This window comes from Enterocloster bolteae, from assembly GCF_002234575.2.
In the GTDB taxonomy this organism is placed as follows: Bacteria; Bacillota; Clostridia; order Lachnospirales; family Lachnospiraceae; genus Enterocloster; species Enterocloster bolteae.
In genome coordinates this window covers 499,697-517,373 of the sequence record NZ_CP022464.2, presented here as the reverse complement: position 1 = coordinate 517,373, position 17,677 = coordinate 499,697, and the positions used below count along the sequence as shown (strand labels likewise).

The following is a 17,677-nucleotide window of genomic DNA, read 5'->3' as shown; positions in this document are numbered from 1 at the left end:
GAAAAAATATATTAAAACAATGCTTTGTGGGACGATTGACAAAATATTGCACATATGATACTATGAAGTTAGCTATAGCTAACACAAAAGTGCACATGTAAATAGGAGTTATTGATTCTTTGTAAATAATTTTTGAACAAATGCAGAGAAGGGAGAAAAAGGAATATGAAAGGAATATTTAAAAAGATGATTTCTGTAGTTTTAGCAGTTGTCATGTTATTTTCATTGTCAGCGCAATCAGTATTCGCCTCATCTGTAGGAGCTGATACATTAAATGGCATTAAGATTATTGAGCAAAAAGATACAGATACAACAATGTATGCTAAATATTACATGACTATTAACGGAGAAACGACTTTGTATACAGAATATGGAGAAATTCAGAAGGACAGAGTTGTTGTGGATAGTGTTAGCATAAAAGTTGATGAACATATGGTAATCATTCCCTCGACAGAACAAAGGCAGCATTTTGAATATCCAATTACGGCACCTGATTCTAGTAATTCGATATCCAATTCCGATAATTTGACAACAAGAGCAAGTTCGTGCCAATATAAGCCACATACCGAAACATTTAGTTTGAAGATTCACCAATTTACATTATCTGTGGTAAAGGCGGCCATAATTACTTCGCTTGGTTTAGGAGCAGGAGATGCAGGTGTAGTAGCAGGAGCTATGATTGATGTCGTGATTAGTCATGGTGGTTCGTACATTCCTGACAGTATTTATTTTGATGGTAAAAGATGTGTAAGTAAGTCTACTGGAAAAATATACTACAGGTATAAAGGAAATATTTATATGGATTCCTCTAAAACAGAACTTTTAGCCAAAAATGTTTCGTGGTCAAGGCGTTGGGGGCATTAAATTTAAGGGAGTGGACTAAATGGAAGACTGGCTGATGCTATTACCTGATATTTTGGTAGTACTTATTATTATTACGTTAGCGCTAGATATAAGAAAACAAAAAAAGATAGGAAAATATGATGAAAAGGTATCTACTCTATCTCTCATGGCGCTTGCCATACTATATGTTCCGATATTAATTGTAAGCATATATTGTTTAATAACAAGTAATCCGTACTTGAAAACGTGGCGTTTAAGAACCAGCTATATTTCTGCGGCTATTGTACTTATTTGCGTAGTTTTTCGTAGACTGAAAAATAGAAGTTAGAACTGGCTGTAATTAAAAACTAATACTGAAACTTTTTTACGTGGTACACAATTTACAGCGGATTCTGTAAGCGCATTCTTAGCGGCAACAAGCGGAATAGGGTTATCGGCTGCTAAAAATGCCGAATCAGCTCTTATTGGTAGAGATATAGTTTTTAAGTACAAAAACTTTATAAAGAATAAGCGATGTTTATATTTAAAAAAGGGAGTGCATTTTTTGCGCTTCCTTTTTTTGCCTATAAATGCGAACATCATTTTGAATTGTTCTAAAATGCCGTATGACAGATGGCTTTGTACCTATTCTTATTGCTGTGTCATTAGAAATTAGGAAATTTAACAGATAATGCAACAAACAACCCTTTCGTGTCGGGACTAAGCACGAAAGGGGGAAGTCAAGAAATCTTTTACCCTCTTTTAAGGCAAGAAAGGGGGTGAGTAATGATGAAGCCATCTGAATTTCAGACAACCATAGAGAACCAGTTTGATTACATCTGCAAGGTCGCTATGGAGGATGAACGTAAAGACTACCTCAAAGCGTTATCCAGACAGTGTAAACGTGAAACCCTGTTCTGTGATATGGACGATTACACCGTCAACTTGCTTTCTTCCAAAGACACCTATCCATCCCACTTCCATACTTTTGAAATGGACGGGTTTACTGTCCGTATTGAAAACAGCCTGTTAGCAGAAGCGTTGGAAAATCTGGACGGAAAGAAACGTGATGTTATCTTGAGATATTATTTCCTCGGATTTGACGATACGGAAATTTCAAAAATTCTGGAAGTCAACCGTTCTACCATCCAGAGAAGAAGACACGCCGGACTGGAATTTATCAAAAAATTCATGGAGGAAGAAACATGACAGCAAAGCACCCTATGATTCCGTTTCCTGTGATTGTAAAGGCTGCGGACGGCGATATTGAAGCAATCAATCAGATTGTACGCCATTATAGCGGTTTTATTGCCAGCCGTTCCATGCGTCCCATGAAAGATGAATATGGGAATACCCACATGGTTGTAGATGAAACCCTACGCCGCCGGATGGAAACACGTCTGATTGCAAAGATTTTATCTTTTGAAATCAGGGAGCCAAACTAAAATAACGCTCTCCTGTGGAAGCATGGACAAGCCCATGCTTCCCAGACAGAGCTTGCCAGTCTATTAAAGTGCATTATCACCAGTGCATTTTAACAGGCTGACAAAGCCGGATTGTTCCTTGAAAAAGAAAGCGTCTAATCAACGCAGCATAAAGCAGTCGAATACGTTTCGATAGAAAGAGAGCCGTTGGGCTGGCACGCCGTAATCCACCAAAGGAGGGATGAAACCGGATAGCGATTCCTGCCAGCGTTCCATAAGCAGCTTGCCGCAGAGCTGCCGCCATGACCTTTCTATCGTGATAATGATACTTCCGTACAGCCTTAGTCCGTGTGATGATGTAGCACCGCTGGCAAAGGGTACGGCTGGATGAGAACCATGCAGGGGGGATTCCCATGAGCTTTAGCGAAAGCTGTTCGGTTTGCTTAGATACCATTTTGAATGAAAATTTTTCATTCAAAATCAAATAACTATTCGCAGGAAATACAATCTTAATATTACTTTTGCCACAAAATCTGATATAATATAGACAGATATTGAGGGTTCCATATCTGGTCTATGGAAAGGAGGAACATGATTACAGTAACAAAAAAAGATTTAATAGAACTAGGTTATGGGACTTCATTCGCAGCAGACATCATAAGAGAAGCAAAAAGACTTATGATTTCAAAAGGGCATACCTACTATCAGTCACGCAAACTGGACAGGGTTCCCAGAGAAGCTGTGGAAGAATTGTTAGGGATTAATTTTACTGATAAATCAAACTGATTGTACTTCTTGCACATTTATGTAAGGAGTGAAATCATGGCAAAAGACCTTATTAAGAAGGCAGAAAACGGAACCTATTATTTTAGAGCAAACTTAGGTTTCCATCCGATTACCGGAAAACAGATTCAGAAATACAAAAGCGGATTCAAGACAAAAAAAGAAGCTAGAGAAGCATATTCAAAACTTATACTGGCATCCACAGAGGAATTGGCAGAAAAGAAGCAGCAGCTATCCTTTAAGCAGTTCATTGAGGAAACTTACCTGCCTTGGTATAAAACACAGGTAAAGGAAAGCACCTATCTGAACCGCCGTTCTACCATCCAGAAACATTTTTCATACTTTTACAAAATGACGGTGGATGAGATAAAACCCAGTAACGTCCAGAACTGGCAGCTTGAACTCGCAAAAAAATTTAATCCAAACTATATCCGTATTGTACAGGGGATGCTCTCCATTGCCTTTGACAGGGCGATTGTTCTCGGCCTTGCAAAGAAAAACCCGTCACGGATGATAGGGAATATCAAGAGTAAGAAAACAAAAGTGGATTTCTGGACACTGGATGAATTTCAAAAGGTAATTTCCCTGCTCTACAAGGGCGATTATTACGAACATTACCTTTTCATTTCATACTGGCTCCTGTTTATGACCGGAATGAGAATCGGAGAAGCCGCAGCCCTGCAATGGTCGGACATCAACTTTGAAACCGGACTTTTAAGTATAACTAAAACGCTGTACTATAAAACAATGGACGAATACAAATTTGTGGAGCCAAAGACACAAGCCAGTATTCGCACTATCTATATTGACACAGATACCATCAAAGAATTAAAAGCATGGCAGGAAGTACAGCAAAAAGTTTTAAAGGACTGTGACCTTGTACTAAGCTATAATGGGATTCCCACCAGTAAGCACACCCTCCCACGGGCATTAAAAAAACTTGCCGGATTGGCAGGAGTACACCGTATCAAGATTCATGCACTCAGACATTCCCATGCTTCCCTGCTCATCAGCATGGGAGAAAATCCTTTATTGATTAAAGAACGTCTGGGGCATGAAAAGATACAGACCACGTTGGGCACCTACGGACATTTATATCCCAACACCAACGTGGAAGTTGCCAAAAAATTAACTGGCGTTCTCACTTATACTCCGGCAACAACTAGTGTTGCCGCTTACACCAGCAACCAGCATACATCAATCTATCACAGAGCAGTTGAATAAAAAAATGCAATCAAAATGCAATTCTAAAAGGAAAGAGCCGCAAAACCATTGAAAATAAAGGCTTTGCAGCTCTGCTCCAACTATTCCCACTCAATCGTAGCCGTAGGCTTCGGACTCAAATCATAGCACACCCTGTTCACATTCTTAACTTCCTTCAATATACGGTCCGTAATCTTCTGCAGCACGTCATAATCAATGCGCTCAATGGAGGCAGTCATGGCGTCCACTGTATTGACTGCGCGGATGATGACAGGATAATCAAAGCAGCGCGCATTGTCCCTGACTCCAACTGATTTAAAGTCCGGCACAATGGTAAAATACTGCCACACTGTCTTGTCCAGGCCGGCATTTGCAAATTCCTCCCGGAGAATGGCATCTGATTCCCTGACCGCTTCCAGACGTTCTCTGGTTATGGCTCCCAGGCAGCGCACGCCTAATCCGGGACCAGGGAAGGGCTGACGGTATACCATGCTGTGAGGCAGACCCAGCTCCAGTCCGCAGGCGCGTACCTCATCCTTGAACAGCTGGCGCAGCGGCTCTACCAGGGTGAAGTTCAAATCCTCAGGAAGCCCTCCCACATTGTGGTGGGATTTTACTACCTTGGCTGTCTTGGTTCCGCTCTCCACGATGTCAGGGTAAATGGTTCCCTGGGCCAGGAACTCGATTCCCTCCAGCTTTCTGGCCTCCTCCTCAAACACGCGGATGAATTCAGCGCCGATAATCTTACGCTTCTGTTCCGGATCAGCCACTCCGGCCAGCTTTCCGAGGAAACGATCTACAGCATCCACATATACCAGGTTTGCATCCATCTGGTTTTTGAATACATCAATAACACTCTCGGATTCCCCTTTTCTCATAAGACCATGGTTTACATGGACGCAGGTCAGCTGTTTTCCAATGGCTTTGATGAGCAGGGCCGCTACCACGGAGCTGTCCACGCCGCCGGATAAAGCCAGCAGCACTTTCCTGTCTCCTACCTGCTGGCGGATTAATTCCACCTGGTCGGAAATAAAGTTCTTCATATTCCAGTTGGCCTGGGCCTTACATGTATCAAATACAAAGGAACGGAGAATCTGGGCGCTGTCAGCCTCATCCCAGCTATGTATGGAACGCTCACAGGCCGCCGCGCCGTGGCCTGCCGCCATTACCGGGTATCCTGCCTCATACAGTTCCGAACGCACATCAATGGGGGTTCCGTCCACAACATTGTTAGGGCCGCCGTTGATGATGATTCCCTTAACGTTGGGAAGTTCCTTCAGTTCGCTGGCTGTGATATCGTGGGGATAAATCTCACTGTACACCCCCATCTCTCTGATGTCCCTGGCCAGTTTTGTGTTTTCTGTGCTTCCCAGGTCAAGAATTACAATCATATCCTGTTTCATCTTCTGCCTCCTGAAATTATTTGAATTTTGCTTCTTTTGTTAAAATATCCTTCTTGGTTCTTCCTGATTCTTCATTTGACCGAAACGCCTGTACTGCTGCCTGTTCCACAGCCTGTACTGCCGTCCGTTCCGCCTGCCCTGTACCGCCCGTCCCGTGCTTTACTCCGACAGTTCTCCCAGATAAGCCAGCACCGCCCTCAGGCAGCCGTCCACCCCTGTCAGCCCGCTGTCCAGGCATAAGTGGTAGTTCTGGGCCCGGCCCCATGTGTTGCCGGTGTAGTACTGGTAATACTCCTTGCGTTTCCGGTCCACCTCCCGGATACGGCGCTCCATCTCCTTCTCATCAGAACCCGGTTCCAAAATAAGCATACGCTTAATCCGGTCCCTCATCTTGGAGTAGATGAACAGGTTAATGCTGTCATCCAGAATCATGTCTGCACACCGTCCCACAATGACACATGGACCGTGAGCAGCCAGCCTGCGGATGACATTGGACTGGGCCACGAAAATCTGGTCCGACATGGGTACTTTGTAAATGTCAGAAAAGGCATGGTAATACTGCCTGTCTAACGGGTCGTGAATCACGATATGCTCATCGTAGTTTTGGAATGCCTCTTCTGCAATATTGATATCGTCCGCAGCCATGGAGATTAACTCCTTGTCGTAAAATGGGATGTCCAGCTTTTCTGCCAGCTTTACCCCAAGCTCACGGCCTCCGCTTCCGAATTCGCGGCTTACTGTTATGACCTTATCCATTAAGCACCGCCCCTTTCCTTTGGTTGGTTTTGTTTTGGGTAGGATGAGCTTTGAATGGGCTCAGTCAGCAGTGCACATCGCGGCCAAGGCCGCTGGTTCACGGGCTTAGCCCTATAAAAAAAGCGGCAGGCATATATCCTTATGTGAGCAAGCTCCCAACGGATATATGCCCACCACTTTTTTGCACTGCTCATTGCCTACGTGGACATTATACCACAATTCCCCATTATTTCCTATGCTTAATATCTCTTATAATCTTAAACATCTGTATCAGTACCGTGGGTACTGCGGCCAGGAGACAGACATTGATCAGCTGGCTTTGGGTCAGCGGTGTTACGGAAAACAGGTTCTGCATGAACGGAACGAACATGACAATACCTAACAGCACCACACCTGCCGCAAATGCTCCCAGGCTGTACCAGTTGGATGAGAAGCCCAGCTTGAAAATGTTGTGCTTGCTGCGGCAGTTGAATCCGTGGAACAGACGGGCCAGGGTCAGGGTTGCAAACGCCATGGTGCTGGCTGTGGCCGCGCTGCCGGTTCTAAGACCTGTGTGGAAGGCGATCATGGTACAGACAGCTATGATTCCGCCCTGGGTCAGAATAGTGGTCATGAAGTCCTTTGTCAGGATGCCTGTCTTCGGATTTCTGGGCGCCTCCGACAGTAAATCCTTCTCAGCCGGCTCCATGCCGATGGCTATGGCCGGCAGTGAATCGGTCAGAAGGTTGATAAACAGCAGGTGTACCGGGGCAAACGGCACTGGCAGGGCTGCCAGGGATGTGTATAATACCGAAAGAATACCTGCCATGTTGCCTGACAGCAGGAACTTGATGGCATTCTTTATGTTGCGGTATACGTTTCGTCCGTTGGCCACCGCCTTGATGATGGTTGCGAAATTATCGTCTGTCAGTATCATGGCTGCCGCATCCTTGGAAACCTCGGTGCCGGTGATGCCCATAGCCACTCCGATGTCCGCCTTCTTAAGGGCAGGAGCGTCATTGACTCCGTCTCCGGTCATGGCCGTGATGGATCCGCGCCTCTGCCATGCGTCCACAATGCGGATTTTGTTTTCAGGTGAAACCCTGGCGTAGACAGATATCTCCGTGATCTTGCGGTCCAGCTCTTCCTCTGACATGGCGTCCAGTTCACGGCCCGTCATGGCTATATCGCCGTCCTCAAAAATACCAATCTGCTTTGCAATGGCAGTGGCGGTAATCTTGTGATCGCCGGTTATCATGACAGGCTTAATTCCGGCCCGCTTGGCGTCTGCAACTGCTGCCTTTGATTCTTCCCTTGGGGGATCCATCATGGATATCAGGCCCAGGAAAATGAAGTCGTTCTCATTGTCCAGAGACAGGGTATAGTCTTCAGGTACTTCCTTATATCCAAAGGCCAGGACTCTTAATCCCTCCTGGGAAAACTCCAGGTTCTTCTGAAGAATGGCCTCCCTATCCTCCTGGGTTATGTCCCTGATTCCTTCTTCCATACGGATTTTCACGGTGCGGTCTAAAAGTACATCCAATGCTCCCTTGGTAAGTACGGTGGGCACATCGTGAAGTTCGTATTTGGTACTCATGAGCTTCCGGTCTGAGTCAAAGGGTATCTCCTCCAGACGGGGCATCAGCTCTCTGAGCAGGTTTTCGTCCACGGTCGCCTTTCTTCCCATCTCCACCAGCGCAAACTCTGTGGGATCTCCGATGCCTTTTCCGTCAACGATAGATGAATCGTTGGTAAGTATGGCATCGTAGAGAAGATAACGGTGAAGCTGGTTCTTCAGATTCAACTGGTCTATGGTAATGGTCTGCCCATTGGTGTAAATGTTCTGGACCGTCATCTTATTCTGAGTCAGGGTTCCGGTCTTGTCCGAGCAGATGACAGAGACGCAGCCCAGACTCTCCACAGCCTTTAACTCTTTGATAATGGCATGTTCTTTTGCCATTTTCTGGGTGCCCATGGCCTGTACAATGGTTACAATGGAGCTCAGTGCCTCAGGTATGGCCGCCACTGCCAGGGCCACTGCAAACATCAGGGAATCCAGGACAGGCATTTTTCGGTACAGGCTCAGCAGGAATACCAGGGCGCATATGACCATGATTGCCATGGCAAGACGGCTGCCGAACTGGTCCAGGCTGACCTGCAGCGGAGTCTTTTTCTCCTTGGTAGCGTTCATCAGGGCTGCTATCTTGCCAATCTCTGTATCCATACCCGTGGCAGTCACCAGGACCACTGCCCGTCCGTAAGTCACCAGGCCGCTGGAATATACCATATTGGCCCGGTCGGCCAGGGCGCAGTCGCTGTGCAGGGTTCCGTCGCTCTTATCCACATTGGTGGACTCCCCGGTCAGGGAGCTTTCGTTGACCTGAAGGGAATAATTCTCCAGAATCCTTCCGTCAGCCACCACCAGATCGCCTGCTTCCAGGTACAGGATGTCTCCGGGAACCACCTTGGCAGACGGAATCTCCACCTTCTGTCCGTCCCTTAACACCTTTGCGTTGGGGGATGACAGGGATTTAAGGCTGTCCAGGGATTTCTCAGCCTTTGCATGCTGTACCGTGCCCAGGATGGCGTTGAGGATAATAACAGCCAGGATGACTACCGTGCTCTCCACATTGCCTGACACCATGGAAATAAGTGCTGCAATAATCAGGATAACCACCAGCAGGTCGCAGAACTGCTCCAAAAATACCTGCAGGGTACTCTTGCGCTTTCCCTCTTCCAGGACATTCTCTCCCTTCTCAGCCAGGATTTTCTCTGCCTGGGAAGAGGTCAGACCTTGTTCCGTTACCTGAAACTGGCTGAGTATCTCTTCTTTTGTCTGTTGATACCATTCTTTCATGTACTTTCCTCCTCATTATGAGTTCTTAGTCTATTATGCGCGTATCCCTGCGCCAAAATGCCCCGGGCCTGGCAAAAAAAGCTTATCCGCCACGCTCCGGCGCCGGGAAACCCACAAAAAAAGACTTCTATGGATGGCTGCCAGGATATGTAACATATCTGCAAACCACGCATAAAAGTCTTGTAACCATAAAGGCATATATTGCCAGGTTCCGTTGGAACCGAGGTTGTTGACAATATATCTAAACTACTCCCTTTCGAGCTGTTCCGCATTCATTATGAATTTTTATTGAGTTTATCCTCTTTTTGCGGAAATGTCAAGGGGTTTTAAAAATTTAATGATTGGGCCTGATTGGGTTTCTGATTAGTGGAACACCTCCACCTCAAAGCCCACGATTTCGCCCAGCTCCTGTAATTCCTTTACATGATTGCCGTAAATAATGGCCTGGTGATGTCCGTAACCTCCCTTTGCCAATGCCTGCCGGAACTCTCTGGCGCCGCCCTCGACCTCGTAATACACCGCAGGACTGCAGTATACGGGACGGAACTCGCATCCCAGGGTATGGCCTACGGCTACCATCATCCTGGTACCCTGGCGGTTAAAGCGGCCAAAGGTAACCACCTGTCCTTCCTCCTCTGCCATATCCACATGATAATGGGCGCCCCAGCCCTGGGTGGTAAAATGGGCCAGCTCATATTTCTGCTCCGGCTGGTCAAATCCGCGCATCCTGCGCACCGGCACAGCGTGGTGGATTTCCAGTACATCGTGGTCAAATACCTGACCGGGCTGTGTCAGAAGCTTTGGCATTCCCAGCTGTTCCAAGGTCCTGCTTCCGGCAAGCACCAGTACCGGATTGCCCATGAACACGCTCTGGCGGGTCAGGTACATCATCATCATCATGGCCATCCATACAGCCAGATCCTCCTCACATGCTGACGGAATCCTGTCATCTTTATTCAGGGAGTGGGTGATGCAGGGAACACACTTATTCTTCTGGGGAAGGCGGCTGGCACACAGTTCCTTGCACGGGGTGGTGAACGCATTGCAGTCATAGCGCTCCATCATCCTGCGCACCGCGTGGAAATACCGCAGATCGCTGCACAGATACTCCTCTGTGATATCCACTTTGTCCGCCCCTTCCATCAGGGCCCTGGCCTCCTGATGGATTCCCTCGTCTGCCGGTATCTCATCAAAATAGTTGAACACCTGTCTGAAGTCAATACGGTTATGGCGGATGCCGTACCGTGTGAACAGGCTTACCAGATCACAGCAGCTGGTGTTGACCGATGCCGGAGTCTGCTCGGAATTGGACAGGATTAAAATTTTTGTATTTGCGACAGCCTTACGCACCTGGAGGCAGGTCAGAATACGGTTGTATTCTTCATAGTCATGGGCCATATATGCCTCCAGTCCGATGTCCCTGTAATATCCCACAAGGTCGATGGGGGTAGGTCCCAGATTAATCATGGAAACCGGCTTGTTCAAACGCTCGATTCCCGGTACGCGGTATGTAATCAAATACAAATCCACCTGATGATTTTCAGGCATCAGCTTGTCAAATTCAGAATCCCGCATCACAAAACTCTCGTCAAATTCCATGTAAACCGGATCCATCAGATTACAGCGGGTCAGATCCAGGTTGTTCTGTAATTCCTCGTACCAGATTTTAAATTGTTCCTTCCCCACCCTGCGCTCAAATTCAGGCGTGCCCTCTTCCATAGGCCCTACGCGGCACGGGCCTTCCCACCAGTCTGTGTGTACAAGATTGCTGAAAATTGGTTTTAAGTTAACCTTTACATCCATTGCATACTTCATAATTGACCTCTCCTTTTATATCGTTTTTATTTGATATCGTTTTCACTCAACATAGTTTTCATTTAATATGGTTTTCATTGTTGGTATAGATTTTTATATTTCACATATGGGCCAGCATCTGATAACATTTTGACAATCCATTTTCCTTAATCTCAGGGTAAATCACATCGTCAGATATATAATCCAGAAATCTCATGGGATGGGACTTTATGATTTCCGGCGTTCTTGCCTGGTACAGTTCTTCCAGAATGGAAAGCACGCCCCGTACCAGCAGCGAATCACTGTCACTGTAAAAATGTACCATTCCATCCCGGTCCTCTGCCCGGAGCCATATTGCAGTCCTGCATCCTCCAATCCTGTACCGGTCCACACGCAGGGAATCCAACAAAGGCTTTTCCATTCCAAGCATAAGAAGGTATTCACACTGGGCTCCAGGGTCCTGCAACCGGAGCAGACTGTCAATATACTTTTTCTCTGCCCGGCATATATCTGTCCGGCATATGTCCGATTGGCATATGTCTGTCTGGTCTTTTTCATCCATTAGCTTCCCCTCCCGCAGATCCGTTCCAGCCTCTCTGCCATATATTCAATCTCCTGCTTTGTATTGTAAAAAGACAATGATACGCGGCAGAGACTTTCCTTTCCCATACGTTTCATTAGGGGGTAGGCGCAGTGGGAACCGCTTCGGACCGCTATTCCGCTATTGGCCAGCAGAACACCTATGTCATAAGCACCCAGCTTATCTGTCTCGAACAATGCTATGGGCGACACGGACCCGGCAGACTGCGGCTGTGGTACGGACCCGCCAGACTGCGGCTGTGGTTCGGACCTGCCAGATAAGGGCTGCCGCACAGCCGGTTCCCCAATTACATGTACCCCTTTAACTGCTTCCAGGCGTTCCCTCAGATACGCGCCCAGTTCCGCCTCATATTGGATCATCTCCTCAAATCCCCTGCGATTGAGATAGAGCAGAGCTGCCTCCAGTCCAAGCGCTCCGGCTATATCCTGGGTACCGGCTTCGTATTTGGACGGGGATTTCTTATATGAAACTTCTCCCCGGTCTCCTTTCACCACCATATCCCCGCCGTACAGATAGGGAGCCATCTCCTCCAGATACATCTTTCTTCCGTACAGTACCCCGATTCCCATAGGGCCGTATATCTTGTGGCCGGAGAAGCAAAGGAAATCACATTTCATCTGCCTGACGGATATAGCCCGGTGGACAACGGCCTGAGCAGCGTCTATCAGGACCAGTACGCCCCGTTTGTGGGCTTCTCTTATAATACGGTCCACGTCCGGGCAGAAGCCTGTCACGTTGGACATGGCCGTGACGGCAATCAGTCTGGTGCGGCTGTCCATCTGATCCAGCACATCCTCCGCCCTCAGGCTGCCGTCTGTCTGTGCCAATGCCACACGGAATTGCGCGCATTTTTTCTCACATTGATTCTTCCAGGGAAAATAGTTGGAGGAATGTTCCAACTCAGTGACAATCACATTATCTCCCGGGCAGACATATGTCTCAAATACAGCCGCGGCAGCCAGATTGACTGACTCCGTACATCCTTTGGTAAATACGATTTCCTCCCCATACTCCGCATCCACCCATGACCGGACCGTCTCCCTGGCCCTTTCATACATACGGGATGCCTGGCTGCTGAGGGGGTAGCTTCCTCTGTGTATATTGGAATTCTCCATGGAATAGTACCTGCACAGCCGGTCAATAACAGCCTGGGGCTTCTGGGTTGTGGCCCCGTTGTCCAGGTAGACTAACGGCTTTCCTTCCTGGTTCAGAATTGGAAAATCCCTGCGGATTTCAGTTACATCCATATCATTTTCCCCCTTTCAGGTGCCTTATGACAGCGTCAGCCAGTTCATCCAGATTCTCAATGTCCGAGGCCTCATCATCCTCCATGGCAATTCCCAGCTCCCTCTCTATAAACATAAGCAGCAGTACCTTTTTCTGCACCGCCAGGCTGGTCTGGTGGCAGTCGTATTTCTTTATCTCCCTCTGAATCACCTCATCCGGCAGATTTCCCTTCCGCAAATCCTGGCGTTTGATGCTTATAATGACAAGCTTTCTGATATCTGTCTGGGTGTCCTCCTGAATCATAAGCTTCAGGTTAACTGCTTTTCTCAGCAAAGGCAGAATTACTTCTTTTTCTAATCCTTCACAGGGCATGGACTTTATGCGGTCCAGCACAGCTGAGGCTTCCCTTGTGCTTTTTACAATTTCATCAATCATAGCAGCTGTTTCCTTATTTTTTTCTTAGATTCGCTTACATATTTTCCTGTTTTTCTTACATTTCATATTATATCTGATGTGCTGCGGCCTTTTTTTGCAGATTATCCCGGCACTTTGCATTTTCTTCAAACCGTGCTATACTAAAACGTGTTTTAACGTATGACAGATAACCGTTCAGGAGGTTCCCATGGACATCCCGTTTTCACGCTACACGGAAAAGCTGCCGGAGGAATTTTCCGTAAGGCACAAGATAACTGAGACAACTGAAAAAAGGAATTTCCACCTGCACAGGCAGATGGAAATTATATTTGCTCTGTCCGGCAACTTAAAATGCAAGTTTGAAACAGGGGAGATTGATATTCCCAGAAATGGGTTGATTCTGTTTAACCAGATGGATCTGCACTATATCTATCCGGAGGACGGTTCAGGAATCTGCGACCGGTATGTGCTGTATTTTTCCTCCAATTACATATCCCGGTTCTCCACTCCTGAAGTGAATCTGCTGGAATGTTTCCTGTTTCGTCCCGGCAATCAGCCCGTGGTACTCACTGTTCCGGACCGGCAGCTGGACTCCTTTCTCTCCGTGCTCTCCAGGATGGAGGATTACAACAGGCCGGAAAGCGGCTGCTCTGCTTCACCTGTTTACGGTAGAGATCTGCACCTTAAATTTCTGCTGGGCGAATTTCTTCTGCTGACCAACCAGCTCTACACCGAGAGGTTTGGCCCTCTAAACACGGCTGCCTACCAGGAGCATGCCCGGCTGGTATATGATATTTATGAATACATCGGGGGCCATTACAGCGACAATCTGAGCACGGACAGCCTGTCCCGGCTATTTTTAATCAGCAAGACCCAGCTGTATCATGTCTTTAAGGAGATCTCCGGGATGACAGTGAGCGACTATATTACAGAATACCGCATCACCAGGGCAAAGGACTTTCTCATTAATACGGATTACTCCGTGGAAATGATTGGACAGGCCGTGGGATATACCAACCTCAGTTCATTTTCCAGGGTCTTCAAAGAGCAGGCCGGATGCAGCCCAATCCAGTACCGGAGGAAGCATGCGGATTAGGCTTGGTGCTGCAGCGCATATCCCTATTCGCCAATCCCAGTATCAATCTGGCTGATTCCGTGGCAGAATGCATACTTTTTCTTAAATCCGGCTGCCTTCCCCTCAGAACCGGTCAGGCTGATAAAATGCTTTACTGTTTTCTTACATTCCTGTTCCACTTCCATCATAAGGGACATATAATCCAGGTCCGGTTTTTCATCCAGACGGTTTTTTGCGTAATCCCGGCATGCATTGAATATCTCGGTGGCAATGTTCACCTTGTTGATTCCTGCTTCCACTGCTTTCCTGATGTTCTCGTCTCCGGATCCGGATCCGCCGTGAAGCGCCAGAGGCATGTTCACTGCCTGCTTCACACCTTTTATAACATCAAAATTAATGGTGGGGATAAAGCCTTTGGGATAATCCCCATGGGCAGTGCCGCAGGCAATGGCCAGGCTGTCCACCCCGGTCTCCTGCACAAATCGCACGGCTTCCTCCGGCTTTGTGTACAGCGACACGTCGCATCCGTCCAGAGTGGCGGCCTGGCCTACATGACCCAGCTCGCCCTCCACTGCCAGTCCCTGTACATGACACAGCTCCACCGCCTTTTTAGTCCTGGCAATGTTCTCCTCCATGTCATAGGCCGAGGCATCCACCATGATGGAGGAAAATCCCTGCCTGTAAGCCCATGTAATTTTCTCCCAGTCCCTGCCATGGTCCAGAATCAGGGCCACCGGCACATTGGTCTGTTCTGCCAGGGTCTTAATCATGGGAACCATCAGCTCCGGCCTGGCGTGCTTTGTCATCTGGGCCTGGCCCATGAGGATAATGAGCGGCGCCTGCATTTCATCTGCTGCCGCTATAAGTCCCCTGGCCAGCTCCATGTTAAATGCGGATGCCGCCAGAACAGCATAGTTGTTTTTATTTGCATCATCAAGAATTGTTTTGATATCTGTATACATTATGTACTCCCCTTAAATTTTAGTATTTCCTGTAGCAATGCGATTTCCCGGTACTGCCCAGCACCTGCATCTTTGTCCCTGCCACATTTCTAACCTCCTGCACTGCATCCTTAAGGACCCGTGTGGGACTGACCAGGGTTGGATGATTTGTTACAAATTCCCTTACGCTTTGGTAATAGGCATGTTTGAACTCACTGGATATATTTACCTTGTGTATGCCTGTCCTGCAGGCAGCCGCAACCTCATCATGGGGCGTGCCGGAACCTCCGTGAAGAACTAACGGCACCGGCACCGCAGCTGCCAGCTCTTTCAGAAGCCCAAGCTGCAGCTTAGGCACATATCCTTTTGGAAGAATGCCGTGTACCGTGCCAATGGAAACTGCCAGGGCGTCCACGCCGGTGTCCTCTACAAACCGTCTGGCCAGCTCCGGTGATGTATATACCATATCCCGGACCGTGCCGTTTAAATAGTCCTCGGTCTCCCCTATGGTGCCAATCTCCCCTTCCACCGATACGCCGGCCCCATGGGCCGCCTCCACGACCCGGCGTGTACACTCCACATTCTGGTCATACTCCATCTGCGAGCCGTCAAACATGACAGAGGTAAAGCCTGCCTGGATCGCGCGGATGCATCCCTCATAGGATTTGCTGTGGTCATAGTGCAGTACAAAAGGATTCCTGCTGCGCTGCAGGCGGACCGAGAAATACAGGTACAGTTCCCGTTCCGAAAACTGGAATTCATTGGGAGAGACCTGGATAATGGCCGGGGCTTCCCGGTACTGCGCCTCCTCCACAATGGCTTTGAACATGGTACTTTCTGTTACATTAAATCCTCCCACTGCAAAATTATCCTTTACGGCAGGTTCCAGTATTTCCCGCAGATTCAGCAGCATTTTTTATCCTCCTGTAAAAACATACCCGAATGTGTTAAAAGTTCTCAAATGTCATTCCTTCTGTGGTGCTCTCCCCATTTTCCTGTTCCATTCCAAAGTCCATGGAATCGTCTTCCGTCACCACTTTCTTCCACAGGGAGAGTATCACTCCCATGATGACGCCTCCCAGGACCACCATGGCTGCCATCATCATTGGCTTATTGGACAGCGGGATGATAAACCATCCTCCTGCTGTTACATAGTTCTCAATTCCCAGAACCATGGTCAGGCCTCCTGCTATGGAGGTGGCAATCACGGAGGAACCGATTACGCGCAGCGGGTCGTTCATAGCCAGAGGAATCACACCCTCTGTAATCATGCAGATGCCCATTGGGAACGCGGCCTTTACCGCCTCCTTCTCGGCCTTTGTGTACTTGTTTCTGGTAAGGATGTAGGAAAGGGTCACGCCCACAGGAGGAATCATACATGTAACCAGCTTAACTGCCTCCGGTCCGTAGATACCGTCCACCAGAAGACCATTGGCAAACAGGGATGCGGTCTTGCCGATAGGCCCGCCAAAGTCAACACCGCACATACCTCCCACTATGGCTCCCAGGATGAATTTGGATCCCCCCTGAAGTCCTATCAGCCAGTTCTGCAATGCATTGATGACAAAGGCAACCGGTTTCCCTATGACAGCAAACATAAGGGCTCCGCAAATCAGCGTTGTCAGGAAAGGCAGAATAAGTACAGGAACCAGCCCCTGCATGGTCTTAGGCACCTTCAGATATTTTTTCAGGAACAGCACCGTATAGCCCACAAGAAATGCCGCAATAATGCCTCCGATAAATCCTGTATAAATTTCCGATGCAATGGACCCCAGAATCAGTCCAGGGGCAATGGCCGGCCTGTCCGCGATGGAATACGCGATGGCAGCAGTGATCACAGGCACCACAAAGCCCATGCCAATCTTACCGGTTCTCCAGATGTACCATATCAGGGTACCCTCTGCCTCTGATACCTTGGTCCCGCCAATGGCAGTTCCCAGAGCCATACATAAGCCGGCGCCCACAACTATGGGAATCATAAACGATATTCCTGTCATCACATGCTTCTTAATCTCTGATAGTTTTAACCCACCCATAATCTTAATTCCCTCCGTTTTTCTTTTTTGTCAGAGCTTCCTCAATACTCTGAAGCATTGCTCCCGTATTTTTCATGGCCTTCTCCGTGCTCATGCGCACCACTGGTTTACCCTTAAACCGGTTTTCCCCTGATATTTTCACATCAATGGCCAGGATGACCACATCTGCCTCCTGGATTTCCTCCGGTGTCAGCTGCTCCTCGATTCCGATGCTCCCCTGGGTCTCGATTCTGCATGTATATCCCAGCTTCCGTGCTGCCTGCTCCAGCTTTTCCTTGACAATGTATGTATGCGCAATACCCGCAGTACATGCCGTAACCCCTACTATCTTCATCCTTTATTTCCTCCTCGTTCTTAGTGGT

17 protein-coding genes are annotated in these 17,677 nt (G+C 47.9%); 6 read left to right on the top strand and 11 right to left on the bottom strand.

All coding sequences use genetic code 11. The features are described from left to right. The first annotated feature begins 165 nt into the window (after nucleotides 1-165). From CGC65_RS02540 to CGC65_RS02510, 5 genes are all read left to right on the top strand, one after another. Complete coding sequence (locus CGC65_RS02540) at nucleotides 166-864, top strand: hypothetical protein (RefSeq protein ID WP_002566157.1); 699 nt, start codon at nucleotides 166-168, stop codon at nucleotides 862-864. 744 nt (nucleotides 865-1,608) lie between these two features. Next, entirely contained in the window at nucleotides 1,609-2,031 is a 423-nt protein-coding gene (locus CGC65_RS02530) for an RNA polymerase sigma factor (RefSeq protein WP_002566159.1), read from the top strand. Next, a complete protein-coding gene (locus CGC65_RS02525) occupies nucleotides 2,028-2,267 on the top strand; it encodes a helix-turn-helix domain-containing protein (RefSeq protein WP_002566160.1) in 240 nt (79 codons plus the stop codon). The genes CGC65_RS02530 and CGC65_RS02525 overlap by 4 nt, the downstream gene beginning before the upstream one ends. A 570-nt stretch (nucleotides 2,268-2,837) precedes the next feature. Next, a complete protein-coding gene (locus tag CGC65_RS02515) occupies nucleotides 2,838-3,032 on the top strand; it encodes a DUF3173 domain-containing protein (RefSeq protein WP_002566161.1) in 195 nt (64 codons plus the stop codon). Nucleotides 3,033-3,068: 36 nt separating this feature from the next. Continuing rightward, on the top strand, nucleotides 3,069-4,253 hold the full coding sequence (locus tag CGC65_RS02510; protein WP_002566162.1) for a site-specific integrase: 1,185 nt from the start codon (nucleotides 3,069-3,071) through the stop codon (nucleotides 4,251-4,253). An 80-nt stretch (nucleotides 4,254-4,333) separates the two neighbouring features. Here the strand turns inward: CGC65_RS02510 and guaA are convergent, their stop codons facing one another. The 7 genes from guaA to CGC65_RS02475 form a co-directional block, all read right to left on the bottom strand. Next, nucleotides 4,334-5,635, bottom strand: coding sequence for a glutamine-hydrolyzing GMP synthase (gene guaA, locus CGC65_RS02505; protein ID WP_007035618.1), 1,302 nt, complete (start codon nucleotides 5,633-5,635; stop codon nucleotides 4,334-4,336). 159 nt (nucleotides 5,636-5,794) lie between these two features. Beyond that, the gene (locus tag CGC65_RS02500; RefSeq protein ID WP_002566192.1) at nucleotides 5,795-6,391 is read right to left on the bottom strand and encodes a cytidylate kinase-like family protein; all 597 of its coding nucleotides are present in this window, start codon (nucleotides 6,389-6,391) and stop codon (nucleotides 5,795-5,797) included. Nucleotides 6,392-6,617: 226 nt separating this feature from the next. Then, a complete protein-coding gene (locus CGC65_RS02495) occupies nucleotides 6,618-9,227 on the bottom strand; it encodes a cation-translocating P-type ATPase (protein ID WP_002566193.1) in 2,610 nt (869 codons plus the stop codon). 363 nt (nucleotides 9,228-9,590) lie between these two features. Then, nucleotides 9,591-11,042: a hypothetical protein gene (locus tag CGC65_RS31615; RefSeq protein ID WP_002566194.1), complete on the bottom strand. Its 1,452-nt coding sequence runs from the start codon at nucleotides 11,040-11,042 to the stop codon at nucleotides 9,591-9,593. A 100-nt stretch (nucleotides 11,043-11,142) separates the two neighbouring features. Then, the gene (locus CGC65_RS02485) at nucleotides 11,143-11,583 is read right to left on the bottom strand and encodes a SufE family protein (RefSeq protein ID WP_002566195.1); all 441 of its coding nucleotides are present in this window, start codon (nucleotides 11,581-11,583) and stop codon (nucleotides 11,143-11,145) included. Next, a complete protein-coding gene (locus tag CGC65_RS02480) occupies nucleotides 11,583-12,869 on the bottom strand; it encodes an aminotransferase class V-fold PLP-dependent enzyme (RefSeq protein WP_002566196.1) in 1,287 nt (428 codons plus the stop codon). The genes CGC65_RS02485 and CGC65_RS02480 overlap by 1 nt, the downstream gene beginning before the upstream one ends. Before the next feature lies 1 nt (nucleotide 12,870). Beyond that, on the bottom strand, nucleotides 12,871-13,284 hold the full coding sequence (locus tag CGC65_RS02475) for a hypothetical protein (protein ID WP_002566197.1): 414 nt from the start codon (nucleotides 13,282-13,284) through the stop codon (nucleotides 12,871-12,873). Between the two features lie 187 nt (nucleotides 13,285-13,471). Here CGC65_RS02475 and CGC65_RS02470 point away from each other — a divergent pair, with 187 nt between their 5' ends. Next, entirely contained in the window at nucleotides 13,472-14,359 is an 888-nt protein-coding gene (locus CGC65_RS02470) for an AraC family transcriptional regulator (protein WP_002566198.1), read from the top strand. Between the two features lie 23 nt (nucleotides 14,360-14,382). Here CGC65_RS02470 and CGC65_RS02465 read toward each other — a convergent pair whose 3' ends face one another. The 4 genes from CGC65_RS02465 to CGC65_RS02450 are packed head-to-tail and all read right to left on the bottom strand — an operon-like array spanning nucleotide 14,383 to nucleotide 17,649. Continuing rightward, nucleotides 14,383-15,300: a class II fructose-bisphosphate aldolase gene (locus CGC65_RS02465; protein WP_002566199.1), complete on the bottom strand. Its 918-nt coding sequence runs from the start codon at nucleotides 15,298-15,300 to the stop codon at nucleotides 14,383-14,385. Between the two features lie 19 nt (nucleotides 15,301-15,319). Continuing rightward, entirely contained in the window at nucleotides 15,320-16,192 is an 873-nt protein-coding gene (locus CGC65_RS02460) for a class II fructose-bisphosphate aldolase (RefSeq protein ID WP_002566200.1), read from the bottom strand. 34 nt (nucleotides 16,193-16,226) lie between these two features. Then, nucleotides 16,227-17,315 (bottom strand): PTS fructose transporter subunit IIC, encoded by a 1,089-nt coding sequence (locus tag CGC65_RS02455; protein ID WP_002566201.1) that lies wholly within the window; start codon nucleotides 17,313-17,315, stop codon nucleotides 16,227-16,229. Nucleotides 17,316-17,319: 4 nt separating this feature from the next. After that, a complete protein-coding gene (locus tag CGC65_RS02450; protein ID WP_002566202.1) occupies nucleotides 17,320-17,649 on the bottom strand; it encodes a PTS fructose transporter subunit IIB in 330 nt (109 codons plus the stop codon). Nucleotides 17,650-17,677: the final 28 nt, after the last annotated feature.